We start from the raw sequence: 15,521 nt of genomic DNA, 5'->3' as shown, positions 1-15,521 counted from the left end.
ACTTGAGCCTTTAACGCAAGGCCGTGGCCTCGGTCGGCCGATTGGCATCGAGCAGTGCGTTCACTACGGCATTGGCCATTTCCACCGAGTGGATCATCGACCAGATCAGCCCGCGTTCCACACCGCTGGCGCGTTCGCTGATTTCATCGCTGACCTGTACCGCGCAATCGAGCAGCAGCGACACATGGACCAAGGCTTCTTCGGCGCTGATGCCGGGGCGGACATTGAACAGAGAGTCACGGCCCACGGCGGTGGAGGCGGTGTCTCTCAGGCTATTGAGAATCGAAGGCTCATGATTGTTCGAGACCAGGGCCAGGCGGATGCGCTGGGTGGCGAGGTCGTGTTCGGGGGTTCTGAATTGCCCGGGCAGGGGCATGGGTGGATCGGGGACCAGCTTTTTCATGGTGCATCTCCAGTGTAAGTGGAGCTGCCAGTTGTCGCTGCTAAACGAGTGGGTGGCAGCTGTACGCAGGTTAGCAGACCGGACACTAGAAACCGGCGCACCCTAGGGTGCCCTGCGCACAGCCACCATGACGTGCTGACTCGGTCAGACGGTAGGTGATGCTATGCGCCTAGTGTGAAGCTCCGAGCTGCTAAACCCGGTCACTGAATGGGCAGTGACAGGTCGAGCCTAGAGAGCAGGTTTTATAGGCGCAAGCAGGTGGGAGTTTCTAGGAAAAGTCGCTCAATAGAAAGCGAAGAACCTTACGTCGAGCGGGCTGAATGGCGCAGGTAGGGCTGCCTCATTGTTCTGAACCGCACGCTGGCCAACCCTCACCCCCGCCCCCCGCCGTCACAGATAAAGTCAATGAACGCCCGCAGTTTCGGTGTGAGGTGGCGGCTCGATGGCCATACCACCTGGATGTTCAGGGTGCGCTGCACCCGATCGGGCAGGATCGATTCCAGTTCGCCGGCATCCAGTGCCTCGCGCACCGCGAATTCGGGGACGCAGGCGATGCCCAGGCCTTGCCTGGCCATGTGGATCAGCATGTCCAGGTTATTGCAGACCATGGTCGCCGGCACCTTCAGCTCGGCGCCTTCGGCGAGGCCCGTCAGCGGCCATTTTTCCAGCTTGCCTGTCGACGGCAGTTTGTAATGCAGACAGTGGTGCTCCTGCAGCTGCTCGACCGTGGCCGGGTAACCGTGGCTGGCAAAGTAGCTGGGTGCGCCCACCAGGTAGAAGCCGAAGCTGTCGAGTTTCCTGGCCATCAAGCGGGAGTCGTGCAACTGGCCGGTGCGCAGCACGGCGTCGAAGCCTTCCTCGACCACGTCCACCAGCCGGTCGGTGAAGTCCAGCTCCAGCTGGATGTCCGGATAACGCTGCATGAAGCGCGACAGGTGCATGAACAAAACGTTGCCCAGCAGCGGCAGGCTGATGCGCAGCTTGCCGCGTGGCGTCTCGCTGGAGCTGGAGAGTTCCTGCTCTGCGGCTTCCAGCTCGTTGAGCACTCGGCGGCAGCGTTCCAGGAACAGCGAGCCCTCGCTGGTCAGGTTGATGCTGCGGGTATTGCGGTGGAATAGCCGGGTGCCGAGTTTCTCTTCCATGCGGGCGATGCTCTTGCCCACGGCCGAGGCGGAGATCCCGAGCAAGCGGCCCGCCGCGACGAAACTGCGGCTTTCGGCGACCTGGACGAACACGGTGATGCCATTGAGCTTATCCAACACTCACTCCTTTGATTGCGGACAAAAATGTCCGTGGACCCCGGAATTGTAACCTCTGTTTCCCTACCGTGGCCGGTTCTACCATCGCTGCATCCAGTTCAACCATTCAGCAATTTGGGGTCAGCTATGTCAGTCAACGAACCGCTTCGCCCGCTACAGTCTCTTCGCTCGTTCGAGTCCACCCAGGTGGCCTCACGGATCGATGCCGTGCTCGAACAGACCCTGCACGACCAGCGCCTGGTGGGCGCCGTGGTGCTGGTGGCTCATCGCGGCGAGCTCATCTATCGCCGCGCGGCGGGCCTGGCCGACCGGGAAGCGCAAGTGCCGATGCGTGAAGATGCCTTGTTCCGGCTGTCTTCGGTCTCCAAGCCGATCGCTTCGGTGGCGGCGCTGGTGCTGGTCGCCCAGGGCAAGATCCAGCTGGACGATGACATCAGCCGCTGGTTGCCGTATTTCAAGCCAACCCTGAACGACGGCCAGCCCGCGACCATTACCCTGCGCCAGCTGCTGAGCCATACCGCCGGTCTTTCCTATGGCTTCCTGGAAAGCGCCGAGGGCGGCCCTTATCACGCCGCCGGGGTGTCCGACGGGCTGGAGCGCAGCGAGCTTTCGCTGGAAGAGAACCTGCGCCGCCTGGGCCAGATTCCATTGCAGTACAAACCCGGCAGCAACTGGGGCTACTCGATCGCCACCGACGTCCTGGGCGGGCTGATCGCCGCCGTGCATGGCACGACCCTCGCCGTGGCGATCGATCAATTGGTGGTCCAGCCACTGCAGTTGCACGACACCAGTTTCAAGGTTTCAGACGTCAGCCGCCTGACCGCGGCGTACCTGAACGATCAGCCACGGCCGCATCGTATCGAGGCGCTGGAAGTGGTCCCGGTCTTCGAGGGCACCGCGGGCATCAAGCTGGACCCGGCCCGGGCCCTGGACCCGCATGCCTATGACTCCGGTGGCTCGGGCCTGATCGGGAGCGCCGGTGAGTTCCTGACGCTGCTCGAAACCCTGCGCAAGGGTGGCGCGCCGCTGCTGCCTCAAGCCCTGGTCGATGAAATGACCAGCAACCAGACCGCCGATCTGGAGCTGGAAAACTGGCCCGGACGCGGCTTTGGCCTGGGCTTCACGGTGCTCAAGGACCCGGCGGCGGCGCAGACCGCCGAGTCGGCCGGCAGCTGGCGGCTGGGCGGCGCCTATGGGCATTCGTGGTTCGTCGACCCGGCCGAGCAATTGACGGTGGTCGCCTTCACCAACACCGCCTTCGAAGGCATGTTCGGGCAGTTCACTGTCGACCTGTGCAACGCCGTCTACGGCCAGTGAACAGGTGCCGGCCCCTACCAGCTGGGGGCCGGCACGCAAACATCGAATAAAGACGGTTCGCTCAGCGATCTGCATTGCCGTACCCCTCGCAACATTGCCTGCAAGTTCGCAACGCCATTGATGGTTTTTATCGGGAGCACGCTCGGCACGCGCACGCGTCGTCGGGCGCGCCGTGACTCTATGGGGATCGGATAATGAAAAAAGCAGAGTTCTACCATTCGCATGTGCACAGCAAACTCGATTCGCTCACGGGAATACGCTTTTTCGCCGCGGCTATGGTGTTCATGTTCCATGCGTCGCTGACCCGGATCATCGGTTTCAACCCCTACGCCGACAGCGACGTGATCGATGTCTTCCAGCGCATCTTCAGCGGTGGCGGCTGGCTCGGCGTGTCGTTCTTTTTCGTGCTCAGTGGCTTTGTGATCACCTGGTCGGCGCGCAAGGGCGACAGCCTGACCGGCTTCTGGAAGCGCCGCTTACTGAAGATCTACCCCAACCACATCGCCACCTGGCTGCTGGCGATGCTGCTGTTCAGCGTGCCGGCGGCCAGCGTGGCGATCTGGCTGCCCAATCTGTTGTTGGTGCATTCCTGGATTCCACGGATGGACACCTTCCTCAGCGTCAACGGCCCGTCCTGGTCGCTGTGCTGCGAGATGTTCTTCTATCTGCTGTTTCCCCTGGCGCTCAAGCTGGTCTGGAACATTGCCGAGCAGCGGCTGTGGCGCTGGGCCTGGGCGATGGTCGCGGGCCTGGCCCTGACGCAAGTCGCCATACGTCTGCTGGCCCCGGCCACGCCACTGATCAACGAGTACCCGATTTCCCTGAGCCAGTGGTGGTGGGCCTACTACTTCCCGCCCGCGCGGCTGTTCGAGTTCGTGCTGGGCATGCTCATGGCGCGGATCCTCATGGCCGGCCGCTGGATCGACCTGAGCGTGCCCTGGGCCTTCGCGCTGCTGGTCGGCAGCTACGTGGCGGCCATGTATGTGCCTTTCCAGTACAGCCTCAACCTGGTGACGCTGGTGCCGGTCGCGGCGCTGATCACCGCGATCGCCGCCAGCGACCTGAAGGATCGCAAAGGGTTGCTCAACACGCGCTGGATGGTCTGGCTGGGGGAGATCTCGTTCGGCTTCTACATGATCCACCTGCTGATCATGACCCTGGCGACCCAGCTGCTCGGCGGCCGCCTGTTCGATAACGGCAGCGCCACGCTGATCGTCGCGCTCACCTTCGCGCTCTCCATCTTCGGCGGCTGGCTGCTGTTCAACTTTGTCGAGCGCCCCGTCATGCAGCGTTGGGGCCGGACCGGCAAGGCCAGGGTGCTGGGCGGCAGCCTGGCCCAGCCCGAAGCAACGTCCTGACCCTCTCTCAACCAATGGCCTCATAACAGGGAAGTTGTTTTATGGACTCGATACGATCCGGGCGCTCGGGCAGCGCTCTCATGATTCGCGCCACGCTGGCCTGCGCCGTGGTGGTCGCGCTGGTAGTCGTGCTGCGTGGCGAACCGTCCACCACGGCGAAGGCCAGCGTGGCGCCGCCGGCCGCCGAAGTCGACGTGGCCATGGTGCTGTCCAGGCCCGTGACGGACTGGCAGAACTATTCCGGGCGGCTGGAGGCGGTCGAAAAGGTGGTCATCCGCCCCCTGGTATCGGGGACGATCGTCGCCGTGCATTTCAAGGACGGGGCGATCGTCAAGGAGGGCGACCTGCTGTTTGAAATCGACGCCAGGCCCTATGCCGCACGGGTCGAGGAAGCCCAGGCGAGCCTGGCCGCGGCCAAGTCGCGAAGCCAGTACACCGCCACCGACCTGGGCCGGGCCCAGCGGCTGATCAACTCCAATGCCATCGCCATGCGCGACCTGGACGAAAAGCAGAACGCCGCCAGCGAAGCCCAGGCCAATGTCAGGCAGGCCCAGGCGATACTCGACAGCGCTCGGCTGGACCTGGCCCACACCCGGATCACTGCCCCGGTCAGCGGGCGCATGTCCAATGCCCTGGTGACGACAGGCAATATCGTCAGCGCTGGGGAAAATGCCGCGCCGCTGAGCACCCTGGTATCGCTGTCGCCGATCTACGCCGCGTTCGACGTCGACGAGCAGACGTTCCTGCGTTACCTCAACCAAAGCAGTGCCCGGCCGGATGCGGTGCCGGTCATGCTCGGGCTGTCCAACGAAACGGATTTCCCACGGGAGGGCAAGCTGGCCTCGCTGGACAATCAGCTCGACCTGCAGTCGGCCACGTTGCGCGTGCGCGCCAGTTTCGACAACGCCGACGGCCTGCTCAGGCCCGGCATGCTGGCCCGGATCAAGCTTGGCGGTGGCCCTGAGCGCCAGGCGGTGTTGATCGATGACAGTGCGATAGGCACCGATCAAGACAAGAAATTCGTGCTGGTGGTGACCGCCAATGATCAGGTGGAGTACCGCCGCATCAGCCCCGGCAACCTGGTCGGCAATCTGCGCATCATCGATTCCGGCCTGCAGCCCGGCGAGCGGGTGGTGATCAACGGCCTGCACCGGGCACGGCCTGGGGATACCGTCAGGCCGCTGCTGGCCCAGCGCGCGGACGTGAGCACCCAGCCATGAATTTCTCCCGTTTCTTCATCGACCGGCCGATCTTCGCCGGCGCCCTGTCGACCCTGATCCTGCTGGCCGGGATCATCTCGCTGTTCCGCCTACCGGTCTCGGAGTATCCCGATGTGGTGCCGCCGCTGATCGTGGTCAACGCCCAGTACCCGGGCGCCAACCCGGCGGTGGTGGCGCAGACGGTCGCGGCGCCGCTCGAGGAGCAGATCAACGGTGTCGAGGACATGCTGTACATGCAGTCGCAGGCCAACAGCGACGGCAACCTCACACTCAGCGTCACGTTCAAGGTCGGCACCGATCCGGACAAGGCCCAGCAACTGGTGCAGAACCGGGTCTCGCAAGCGCTGCCGCGGCTGCCCGAGGACGTGCGCCGGCTGGGGGTGGTGACGATGAAGTCGTCGTCGACCCAGACGCTGGCCATCCACCTGGTTTCCCCCGATGACCAGTACAACGCTACCTACCTGCGCAACTACGGCATTCTCAACATCAAGAACCAGCTGGAGCGTATCCCGGGCGTCGGCGAGGTGCGCATCTGGGGCGGTGGCGACTACGCGATGCGCATCTGGCTGGACCCGCAGAAAGTCGCCCAGCGCGGCTTGAGCGCCAACGATGTGGTCGCGGCGATCCGCGAACAGAACGTCCAGGTGGCCGCCGGGGTCATCGGCGGTCAGCCGATGCGCACGGATGTCGCGCAACAACTGTCGGTCAATACCCTGGGGCGCCTGAAATCGGAAAAGGAATTCGGCGACATCATCCTCAAGAGCTCTGCCGGCGGCGCGGTGACGTTCCTGCGCGATGTGGCCCGGGTCGAACTGGCGGCTTCGGACTACGGCTTGCGCTCACTGGTCGACGGCAAGCCAGCGGTGGGTTTCGGGGTGTTCCAGATGGCTGGCGGCAATGCCCTGGCGATCTCCGCGCAGGCGCGCGAAATCATGCGCCAGGCCAAGGAAGACATGCCCGCCGGGGTCGACTACAAGATCGTGTTCGACCCCACCCAGTTCGTTCGCTCCAGCATTCTGGCGGTGATCCAGACCCTGCTCGAATCGACGCTGCTGGTGGTGCTGGTGGTCATCCTGTTCCTGCAGACCTGGCGCGCCTCGATAATCCCGCTGCTGGCCATGCCCGTGTCGATCATCGGCACCCTGTCATTGATGCTGGCCTGCGGTTTTTCGATCAATGCGCTGTCGCTGTTCGGGATGGTGCTGGCCATCGGCATCGTGGTCGACGATGCGATCGTGGTGGTCGAGAACGTCGAGCGCAACATTGCCCTGGGCCTTACGCCCAAGGCCGCTTCCTATAAGGCAATGGACGAAGTCAGCAAGCCGATCATCGCGATCACCCTGACCCTGGTGAGTGTGTTCGTGCCGCTGGCGTTCATGCCTGGGTTGACCGGACAGTTCTATCAGCAGTTCGCGTTGACCATCGCCATCTCGACCCTGATCTCGGCGTTCAACTCCCTGACCTTGTCGCCCGCCCTGTGTGCGCTGCTGCTCAAGGGGCATGACCAGCCGCGGGATCGGCTCAGTCGCGGGATCGATCGGCTGCTGGGACCCTTGTTCAGCCGCTTCAACCGGCTGTCGGCGCGAGGCGAGCAGTCCTACGGCAATAACCTGGGCCGGGTTATCCAGCGCAAAAGCATGACCCTGGGCCTGTACGCCGTGTTGCTCGGCCTGACGGCCTGGCTCGGCCATTCGTTGCCCGGCGGTTTCGTCCCGGCCCAGGACAAGGAGTTCCTGGTCGGCCTGGCCCAGCTGCCCAACGGCTCCTCGCTCGAACGCACCGAGCAGGTGATCCAGCGGATGAACGAAATCGCCCTGAAACAACCGGGCGTGGCCCACACCCTGGAATTTCCCGGCATGTCGGTCAATGGCCTGATGAACTCGTCAAGCGCGGGCATCATCTTTGTCATCCTCGAACCGTTCGCCGACCGGCACGGTTCGCAAACCAGCGCCACGGCCATCGCGGCGGCATTGAACCAGCAATTCTCCGCCATCAAGGAGGCGTTCACCGGGGTCTTTCCGCCGCCTCCGGTGTTGGGGCTGGGGACCCTGGGCGGGTTCAAGCTGCAACTGGAAGACCGTGGCGCGCTGGGCTTCGAAAAGCTCGATGCAGCGGTACGTGCCTTCCTCAAGCAAGCCGCGCAGGCACCCGAGCTGGGGCCGAGCTTTTCCAGCTACCAGATCGACGTTCCGCAGCTGAAGGTCGATCTGGACCGGATCAAGGCCAAGCAATCGAATGTCGCGATGACCGATGTGTTCGACACCTTGCAGGTCTATCTGGGCTCGCTGTACGTCAACGATTTCAACCTGCTGGGACGGGTCTACCAGGTGCGGGTGCAGGCCGATGCGCCGTTCCGGGCCCATGCCGACGATATTGGCCAGCTGAAGGCGCGCAACGCCGACGGCAACATGGTGCCGCTGGGCAGCCTGGTGGAGGTCCATCCCACGTACGGGCCGGAAATGGTGGTGCGCTACAACGGCTACACCGCCGCCGACCTGAACGGTGGCCCGGCCCCCGGTTATTCGTCCGGCCAGGCCCAGGCCGCGGTGGAACGGATTGCCGCCGAGACGCTGCCCAAGGGCATCAAGTTCGAATGGACCGAGCTGACCTACCAACAGATCATTTCCGGCGACTCCACCGTGTGGATCCTGCTGATCTGCATGCTGCTGGTGTACCTGGTGCTGGCGGCGCTGTACGAAAGCCTGCTGTTGCCGGTGGCCATCCTGCTGATCGTGCCCATGGGCATCATGTCGGCGCTGCTGGGTGTCTGGCTGACCCAGGGCGACAACAACATCTTTACCCAGATCGGCCTGATGGTCCTGGTGGGGCTGGCCAGCAAGAACGCCATCCTGATCGTCGAGTTCGCCCGGGAACTCGAACTGCAGGGGCAGGGCATCGTCCGCGCCGCCGTCCAGGCCAGCCAGCTGCGCCTGCGCCCGATCCTGATGACCTCCATCGCTTTCATCATGGGCGTCGTGCCCCTGGTGCTCTCCACCGGCGCCGGCGCCGAGATGCGCCACGCCATGGGCGTCGCGGTGTTCTTCGGCATGCTCGGGGTAACCCTGTTCGGGCTGTTGTTCACCCCGGTGTTCTATGTCGCGCTGCGGCTGCTCGCCACCCGCCGGACCCCTGCGGTCCAGGCCGCGCCCGAGCCGCCCATTGCGGAGCTGACGGTCCGTTGAGAACGGAACGGGAGGCGGTTTTTCAGGATTCGCAAGCACTCTACAGTCATCTGCAATCAATGAAACAAGGGGACAGTCAATGACACGCGTCGTGCGTTTTAGCCAATACGGTGGTCCTGAAGTACTCAGGATCGATGACATCGAGGTTCCCGCTCCGGGGCCCGATGAGGTACGGATCAGCGTCAAGGCGATCGGCCTGAACCGGGCGGAGTCGATGTTCCGTTCCGGCCAGTACCTGGAACAGGCCGAGTTTCCTTCCCGACTGGGGTATGAGGCGGCGGGCATCGTCGAGGCCGTCGGGGCCCGGGCCGGCGAGTTCGCGGTGGGCGATATCGTCAGCCTTGTGCCGCCGATCTCGATCGCGCAGTGGGGCACCTATGCCGAACTCGCGGTGCTGCCGGCCGCGATGCTGGTCAAGCATCCCGCCAGCCTGTCGTTCGCCGAGGCCTCGGCGGTATGGATGCAGTACGTCACGGCCTGGGGCGCGTTGATCCAGGTTGCCGCCCTGCAGCCGGGGGAGTTCGTGCTGATCACGGCCGCTTCGAGCAGTGTCGGCCTGGCGGCGATCCAGATTGCCAACCAGGTCGGGGCGATCCCGATCGCCGTCAGCCGCACCGCGGCCAAGCACGAACAGTTGCTGGCGGCCGGCGCGGCGCATGTGCTGACCAGCGAGCAGGCGGACTTCAATCGACAGGTCGAGCGGATTACCTCGGGCCAGGGCGCCCGGGTGATCTTCGATCCGGTGGGTGGGCCGTTCCTGGAACAACTGGTCGATGCCGCGGCCCGCGGCGGGATCATCCTGGTGTATGGCGCCTTGAGCAGCGAGCCGTCGCCTTTCCCGCTGTTCAAGGTCCTGAGCAAGAGCCTGACGCTGCGCGGCTACCTGCTGCACGAGATCACCTCCCGGCCTGAGTTGCTCGAGGCCGGCAAGGCCTATGTGATCGCCGGCCTGGAGGCGGGGACGCTGCGCCCGGTGATTGCCCGGACCTTCGCCTTCGAGCAGATCGTCGATGCCCACCGCTATCTGGAGGCCGGCGATCAGTTCGGCAAGGTGGTGGTCACGCTGGAGTCCGTGTCATGAAAATGCTCCATCCGATCTACTTCCTGGCCCTGGGCCTGTTCGGCGTCTACACCATCGAGTTCGGCGTGGTCGGGATCCTGCCGGTGATCATCGAGCGCTTCGCCATCAGTGCTTCGCAGGCGGGGCTGCTGGTGGGGCTGTTCGCGCTGATCATCGCGGCCTGCGGCCCGATCATGGTGTTGCTGCTGTCGCGCTTCAACCGCAAGAAGGTCCTGACCCTCGCGCTGTTCGTCTTTGCCGGCACCAGCGTGTTGTCGGCCTATGCGCCGAACTTCGAATCGCTGATGGTGTTGCGCATCATCCCGGCGCTGTTTCACCCGGTGTATTTTTCCCTGGCCTTCGTCGCGGCCACCTCGCTCTATCCGCCTGGAGAGTCGACCCGTGCCGCGGCCAAGGCGTTCGTCGGCACCAGCATGGGCATGGTGCTGGGGGTGCCGCTGACGACACTGGTCGCCGCGCAATTCTCCTACGAGGCGTCGTTCCTGTTCTGCGCCCTGGTCAACTGCATCGCCGGCCTGGGGATCATCGCCAGGCTGCCGGACGCGCCCGGCAATCGGGCCGTGTCCTATGGCGACCAACTGGCCATCCTGCGCAAGTTCCCGCTGTGGCTGAACATTACCGCCTCGACGCTGATCTTTGCCGCGATGTTCTCCGTGTACAGCTATTCGGCCGAGTACCTGGCCCGGGAAGCCGGGATGAGCGCGCAACTGATCAGCATCCTGCTGGTGGTCTTCGGTATCGGCGGCGTTGCCGGCAACCTGTATGCCGGCAAGCTGATCGGCCAGAACATGGTCCGCACGACGATCCTGCACCCGATCCTGCTGGCGGGCGCCTACGGCTTGCTGTACCTGTTCGCCGGCCCGTCGCTGCTGACCATGCTGGTGATCGTGGTGATCTGGGGCGCGACCCATACCAGCGGGCTGATCGTCACGCAGATCTGGCTGACCTCCGAAGCGCCGGAGGCCCCGGAATTCGCCACCGGCATCTACATCTCGTTCATCAATCTGGGCGTGACCATAGGGTCGACAACTGGCGGCTGGTTCCTGGCGCGCCTGGGCTTGCAGGGCACTCTCTACAGTGGTTTGCTGTTCGCCGCGCTGGCCTTGATGGTCATCGTGGTCAAAGTCCTGTTTTTCAGTGCCGCACCGCGCAAGGGAGGCGCGCCCGTCGCGGCAGACTGAGTTCTACGATGCAGGGTGGCCCGCACGGATGAGGGTTTTTTCATCCGTGCGCGGCTGGCATCGGCTTTACGTTCCCAACCAAGGATCTCCAGGATGGAAGCCTTTGGGTCGACCGCCTGGGTTGTTTTTCCATTGAGAATCGATCGAGGCCTCATGAATCCCTTGACTGTGTCCAACCCCTCCTGCAACTGGCCCACGGGGCTGGAGTCGCGCGACAGCAGCATGTTCGACTGGGAAAACCTTCGCCATTACGTCACCTTCGCCCGCACCCAGTCGCTCAGCAGCGCGGCACGCGAGCTGGGCGTCGAGCATGCCACGGTGGCGCGACGGATAGCGGCGCTGGAGTCGTCGCTGAACCTCAAGCTGGTCGACCGGCGCAAACGCAACTACGAGATCACGCCGTTCGGCCACCGCATCGCGGAAATCGCCGGGCGGATGCAGAAGGACGCCAAGGCGATTTCCAAGGTGGCGCTCTCCGTGCAGACCGAGATGGTCGCCGATCTCGCGGTCAGCGCGCCGCCGTTGCTGACCTCGGAGTTCATCGCCCCGCACCTGGGGCGCCTGCGCCGTGAACACCCGTCGATCAATGTCAGCCTGTTGATGCAGGACGATATCGGCACGCTGTGCAATCCCGAGCCGGACCTGATGATCCGCCTGTGCCGGCCGACCCAGATGGACCTGGTGGCGCGCAAGATAGGGACGGTGTCTTTTGGCCTGTACGGCAGCCAGGGCTACCTGGCGGAGCACACCAGCGAGCAATACGAATACATCGTCTATGACGACAGCATGGAGCATTCCCGGCAACAGATGTGGTTGCGCGAGGTCGCCGGGGAGCGCCCGGTGGTGCTGCGCGCCAGAAGTCTCGAAGTCCAGGCCTCGGCGGCCCGCGCCGGCATCGGCATTGCCTTGCTGCCCAACTTCTATGGCCTGAAAGACCCCGAATTGGCAAAGGCGCAGTTTCATTATGCGGACTTGATGATCGATATCTGGCTAGTGGTTCATGAGGATTTGCGCAAAGAGGCACCCATTCGTTCGTTAATGGACTTCCTGGTCAGCTGCTTTCCAACTGAGCAATTCTTTTAAAAGCGTTTTTACAGGGGGGCGTAGTTCAGTCTGGTGTTAACACAAGGTGAATTTTTTAACCCCCCAGGGTAAATACGGGGAGTTTACAAACAAGCGGGCAGATTTCAGTATCAGCCCCATAACAAGAAACATGCTTGCTCCCCCGACGGTTGAAAACCCATGCCAGGGTTTTCAATAGTCCCCCACCCGGATACGGCACACGCTTCTCCGGTTGCGGTCTGAAACCATAATAAAAAAAACAGCGAAGAATTCGATTGTCCAACGATATTGATTCGCTGGCCGTCGAAGCTCTGATGTTGAAAAACATTTATCAAGTTCTGCTCTTGGCCTCTCTGGCCCTCGACTCATGCCTGTAAAAAGCGTTTGGGAATAATCCTGCATTACGGTCACGTTACTACTAACGAAACCCGGGACGTACTTGCGTGCGCTTCCAGAGTTTTATAGCGAGCTCACAGAAGGAATTGGGATCATGAATAACGTAAAGATTATTGATGTAACGCTCCGTGATGGTGGTTATCGTAACAACTTCGAGTTCACCACCGATTATGCCGCCAATGCTGTCGGACACCTTGTCGACGTGGGGGTTGGGCATGCCGAGATCGGTTATTGCAACGGTTCTTTCATACGCAAGAAAGAACACGGACTGAGCAGTTCGGTCAGCCCTGAATATATTGAATCGCTGCGTCGTGCCGCGCGCGGTCAACTAGGGCTGTGTGTCATGGTGCATCCGCGTAATGTGACGGGCGAAGACTTTGAAATGCTCGCCGAACATGGCGTCGGAATGATCCGGGTGTGTTTGCGTGCCGAGCAACTTGAACAAGGCGTGGCAACTATCGAGTTAGCCAAGTCGTTCAACTTTCAGGCCAGCGCCAATATCACCCACATCACCACGCAAACACCGGGAACCGTGACGGATATGGCATTGCGCGCGGAAGGCGCCGGGGCCGATGTCATTTATTTCGCCGACTCTAATGGCAATATGATTCCGGATGATGTCGAACGGCTAGTAAGTCGGATATCCAGAAGAGTCCATGTGCCCCTGGGGTTCCATGCGCACAATAATCTTTCCCTGGCGCTTTCCAACTCCATCGCGGCCGTCGAGGCCGGTGCCGAATATATCGACACTTCGATTTGCGGCATGGGCAAGGGCGCGGGCAACTTGCACCTGGGCATGTTTATCGCCTATCTGGAGCGGGTCGGAAGTGCCAATGGCTACGACTTGGTCAAGGCCCTGCAGTTGTCCGAATACACCGCGCAGAGCGTTCCACTGAGCAGCCTGCCGACCCCGCTCATGGATGTGATGCTGGGTGCCTACAACTTGCCTTTCGATGTTCAGCAGCGGCTGGAGGACACCATGTCCCGGCTGCAGATCAGCTCGACATTCCAGGCGCTCCGGGCGATGCACGAGCAGGACCTGATCCAGCGGCACGCGGTACGGCCGCTGGTGATTTCCCGGTCCAGCTTCCCGGCTCATCTGTCCGCCGAAGGAAAGATGTGATGAGCGCACTCCAGCAATCGGCGCAGTCGGGCAAACCGACGCGTCATCGAGTCTGCGTGCTGCCCGGGGACGGCATCGGCAGTGAAGTCGTCGAGGCCATACTGCCGATCTTCGATGCCCTGGAGCTGCCCATCGACCTGGACTTCGGCCAGATCGGCTGGGAGTGCTGGCGCACCGGCGGCGATCCGGTCCCGGCCGAGACCTGGGCGAAGATCGCCGCGGCCGACGCCACGCTGCTCGGCGCCATCACCAGCAAGGCCCTGCAGGAAGCCGAGAAAGAGTTGCCCGAGGCCTTGCGCAACACCTCGCGGGTGTACGTCTCGCCGGTGATCCAGCTACGCCAGCGCCTGAGCCTGTATGCCAACGTGCGGCCGGTCACCGATGTACTCGGTGAGGGGCGGTTCCGTTTCACGGTGATCCGCGAGAACACCGAGGGGCTTTACGCCGGTCTCGACTTCGCCTCGATCCCCGCCGAGTTCGAGCCGTTGCTCAAGGCACGGGAGCTGGCCGGGGCGCCCTGGAGCCGCGATAGCGCCGAGGACGCGACCATGACGGTGCGGCTGCAGACCCGGGCCGGCCTGACCCGGCTGTTCCACTTCGCCTTCGAATACGCCCGCCAGCATGACTACAAGCGCGTGACCCTGGCGGACAAGCCCAATGTGCTGCGCTACAGCGGTGCGTTCGCCAGGGGGATCCTCGAGGAGGTGGCCGCGCACTACCCGGATATCGCCTACAACATCGACAACGTCGACGCCGTGGCGCTGTGGATGATCCGTCGTCCGGAGCGCTTTGGAGTGATCGTCGCGGAGAACATGTTCGGCGACATCCTTTCCGACCTCGGGGCCGGGGTCATGGGCGGGCTGGGGTTCGCCCCCAGCGCGAACATCGGCGACGCCGGGGCCTACTTCGAGCCGGTGCATGGCAGTGCCCCGGCCCATGTCGGCCAGGACAAGGCCAACCCCAGCGCGATGTTCCTGTCCCTGGCCCTGCTGCTCGAACACCTGGGTTACCACGCCCAGGCCCAGGCCATCGAGCAGGCGGTGACGCAGGTGGTCAGGCACGACTGCCAGACCTACGACAGTGGCGGCCAGGCGACCACCGGGCAATGCGCCGCGGCCATCATCCGGCGGAGCGTGGCCAACCTTCGCCAACTCATCCCGAATACCGAAAACGCTCGGGCTTTGCCCGCAAGGAGTCATGCATGAGCACCTCTTCACTCTCGGAGCAACAACGCGCCTCCCTGCTGGAACAATGCGCCGCGCTGGATACCGCCTCGCTGAGCGATGCCCTCGACAGCCTCGGCATCGACGCCGGGTTGCTGGGCATCATCCAGCAAGTGCCCGGCACCCGGTGCAGCGGCTTCGCCTTTACCGTGCTCTACGAGCCGGTCAACCAGAACGACGGTTTCAAGAACGCCGCCAACTACATCGATGAGGTGCCGCCTGGCTCGGTGGTGGTTTCCAGCAACGCCGGGCGGCTGGACGCCACGGTCTGGGGCGACATCCTGACCCACGTGGCAGTGCAGCGGAACGTGCGCGGCACCTTGATCGACGGGGTCGCGCGGGATATCGACACCGTGACCCGTCTCAATTACCCGCTGTTCAGCCGCGGGCGGTTCATGCAGTCGGGCAAGAACCGCGTGCAGCTCAAGGCCACCCAGGTGGCGGTCGAGGTCAGCGGCGTGACCATCCATCCCGGCGATCTGATCGTCGGCGATGCCAGCGGTTGCCTGGTGATCCCCATCGACAAGGCCGAAGAGGTCATCAAGCGCGCCATTGCCGTGGAAAAGACCGAGCGCGACATCATCGCCTCGGTCAGCCAGGGCCTGTCGCTGGCGGAGGCGCGCCGCCTGCACCGCTATGACCAGCCATGGCTCGCGGCCGAGGCGAAAACCCCGAGCGCCGCCTGAGCGGCAACCTGCGTGCGATGCACAGGCGTG

General features: G+C 63.3%; 12 protein-coding genes. 10 read left to right on the top strand and 2 right to left on the bottom strand.

Annotation, left to right across the window (positions count from 1 at the left end; translation table 11 throughout):
• Positions 1–10: 10 nt before the first annotated feature.
• Both J4D28_RS01230 and J4D28_RS01225 read right to left on the bottom strand, forming a co-directional pair.
• On the bottom strand, positions 11–403 hold the full coding sequence (locus J4D28_RS01230; protein WP_028683470.1) for a DUF6124 family protein: 393 nt from the start codon (positions 401–403) through the stop codon (positions 11–13).
• Positions 404–774: 371 nt separating this feature from the next.
• The gene (locus tag J4D28_RS01225; RefSeq protein WP_009051074.1) at positions 775–1,662 is read right to left on the bottom strand and encodes a LysR family transcriptional regulator; all 888 of its coding nucleotides are present in this window, start codon (positions 1,660–1,662) and stop codon (positions 775–777) included.
• A gap of 126 nt (positions 1,663–1,788) precedes the next feature.
• On the opposite strand from J4D28_RS01225, the gene J4D28_RS01220 reads away from it, so the two are divergent.
• The 10 genes from J4D28_RS01220 (at position 1,789) to J4D28_RS01175 (ending at position 15,491) form a co-directional block, all read left to right on the top strand.
• Positions 1,789–2,979, top strand: a complete 1,191-nt coding sequence (locus tag J4D28_RS01220; RefSeq protein ID WP_028683472.1) for a serine hydrolase — start codon at positions 1,789–1,791, stop codon at positions 2,977–2,979.
• 194 nt (positions 2,980–3,173) lie between these two features.
• Positions 3,174–4,337, top strand: a complete 1,164-nt coding sequence (locus J4D28_RS01215; protein ID WP_016702677.1) for an acyltransferase — start codon at positions 3,174–3,176, stop codon at positions 4,335–4,337.
• A 41-nt stretch (positions 4,338–4,378) separates the two neighbouring features.
• Positions 4,379–5,557 carry an efflux RND transporter periplasmic adaptor subunit gene (locus J4D28_RS01210; RefSeq protein ID WP_256587557.1) on the top strand — a complete coding sequence of 393 codons (1,179 nt, stop codon included), beginning with the start codon at positions 4,379–4,381 and terminating at the stop codon, positions 5,555–5,557.
• A complete protein-coding gene (locus J4D28_RS01205) occupies positions 5,554–8,739 on the top strand; it encodes an efflux RND transporter permease subunit (protein ID WP_028683475.1) in 3,186 nt (1,061 codons plus the stop codon). Before J4D28_RS01210 ends, J4D28_RS01205 begins: the two co-directional genes overlap by 4 nt.
• 79 nt (positions 8,740–8,818) lie before the next feature.
• Positions 8,819–9,820 (top strand): zinc-dependent alcohol dehydrogenase family protein, encoded by a 1,002-nt coding sequence (locus tag J4D28_RS01200; protein ID WP_028683476.1) that lies wholly within the window; start codon positions 8,819–8,821, stop codon positions 9,818–9,820.
• Entirely contained in the window at positions 9,817–11,001 is a 1,185-nt protein-coding gene (locus J4D28_RS01195) for an MFS transporter (RefSeq protein WP_009051068.1), read from the top strand. The genes J4D28_RS01200 and J4D28_RS01195 overlap by 4 nt, the downstream gene beginning before the upstream one ends.
• A gap of 153 nt (positions 11,002–11,154) precedes the next feature.
• The gene (locus J4D28_RS01190; protein WP_016702681.1) at positions 11,155–12,084 is read left to right on the top strand and encodes a LysR family transcriptional regulator; all 930 of its coding nucleotides are present in this window, start codon (positions 11,155–11,157) and stop codon (positions 12,082–12,084) included.
• Between the two features lie 469 nt (positions 12,085–12,553).
• Positions 12,554–13,582: a nucleoid-structuring protein H-NS gene (locus J4D28_RS01185; protein WP_009051066.1), complete on the top strand. Its 1,029-nt coding sequence runs from the start codon at positions 12,554–12,556 to the stop codon at positions 13,580–13,582.
• A complete protein-coding gene (locus J4D28_RS01180) occupies positions 13,582–14,787 on the top strand; it encodes an isocitrate/isopropylmalate dehydrogenase family protein (protein ID WP_037006019.1) in 1,206 nt (401 codons plus the stop codon). Before J4D28_RS01185 ends, J4D28_RS01180 begins: the two co-directional genes overlap by 1 nt.
• Positions 14,784–15,491 (top strand): RraA family protein, encoded by a 708-nt coding sequence (locus J4D28_RS01175; RefSeq protein ID WP_009051064.1) that lies wholly within the window; start codon positions 14,784–14,786, stop codon positions 15,489–15,491. Before J4D28_RS01180 ends, J4D28_RS01175 begins: the two co-directional genes overlap by 4 nt.
• Positions 15,492–15,521: the final 30 nt, after the last annotated feature.

The sequence above is a fragment of the Pseudomonas sp. GW531-T4 genome, assembly GCF_017349615.1.
GTDB classification, from domain to species: Bacteria; Pseudomonadota; Gammaproteobacteria; order Pseudomonadales; family Pseudomonadaceae; genus Aquipseudomonas; species Aquipseudomonas chlororaphis_I.
This window is presented reverse-complemented; position numbering and strand designations above follow the sequence as displayed.

Excerpts from the sequence above, each read along its gene's own strand:
- J4D28_RS01190 (WP_016702681.1), top strand. The coding sequence starts at position 11,155 with ATGAATCCCTTGACTGTGTCCAACCCCTCCTGCAACTGGCCCACGGGG.
- J4D28_RS01185 (WP_009051066.1), top strand. The coding sequence starts at position 12,554 with ATGAATAACGTAAAGATTATTGATGTAACGCTCCGTGATGGTGGTTAT.
- J4D28_RS01220 (WP_028683472.1), top strand. The coding sequence starts at position 1,789 with ATGTCAGTCAACGAACCGCTTCGCCCGCTACAGTCTCTTCGCTCGTTC.
- J4D28_RS01210 (WP_256587557.1), top strand. The coding sequence starts at position 4,379 with ATGGACTCGATACGATCCGGGCGCTCGGGCAGCGCTCTCATGATTCGC.
- J4D28_RS01215 (WP_016702677.1), top strand. The coding sequence starts at position 3,174 with ATGAAAAAAGCAGAGTTCTACCATTCGCATGTGCACAGCAAACTCGAT.
- J4D28_RS01195 (WP_009051068.1), top strand. The coding sequence starts at position 9,817 with ATGAAAATGCTCCATCCGATCTACTTCCTGGCCCTGGGCCTGTTCGGC.
- J4D28_RS01230 (WP_028683470.1), bottom strand. The coding sequence starts at position 403 with ATGAAAAAGCTGGTCCCCGATCCACCCATGCCCCTGCCCGGGCAATTC.
- J4D28_RS01200 (WP_028683476.1), top strand. The coding sequence starts at position 8,819 with ATGACACGCGTCGTGCGTTTTAGCCAATACGGTGGTCCTGAAGTACTC.
- J4D28_RS01180 (WP_037006019.1), top strand. The coding sequence starts at position 13,582 with ATGAGCGCACTCCAGCAATCGGCGCAGTCGGGCAAACCGACGCGTCAT.
- J4D28_RS01175 (WP_009051064.1), top strand. The coding sequence starts at position 14,784 with ATGAGCACCTCTTCACTCTCGGAGCAACAACGCGCCTCCCTGCTGGAA.
- J4D28_RS01205 (WP_028683475.1), top strand. The coding sequence starts at position 5,554 with ATGAATTTCTCCCGTTTCTTCATCGACCGGCCGATCTTCGCCGGCGCC.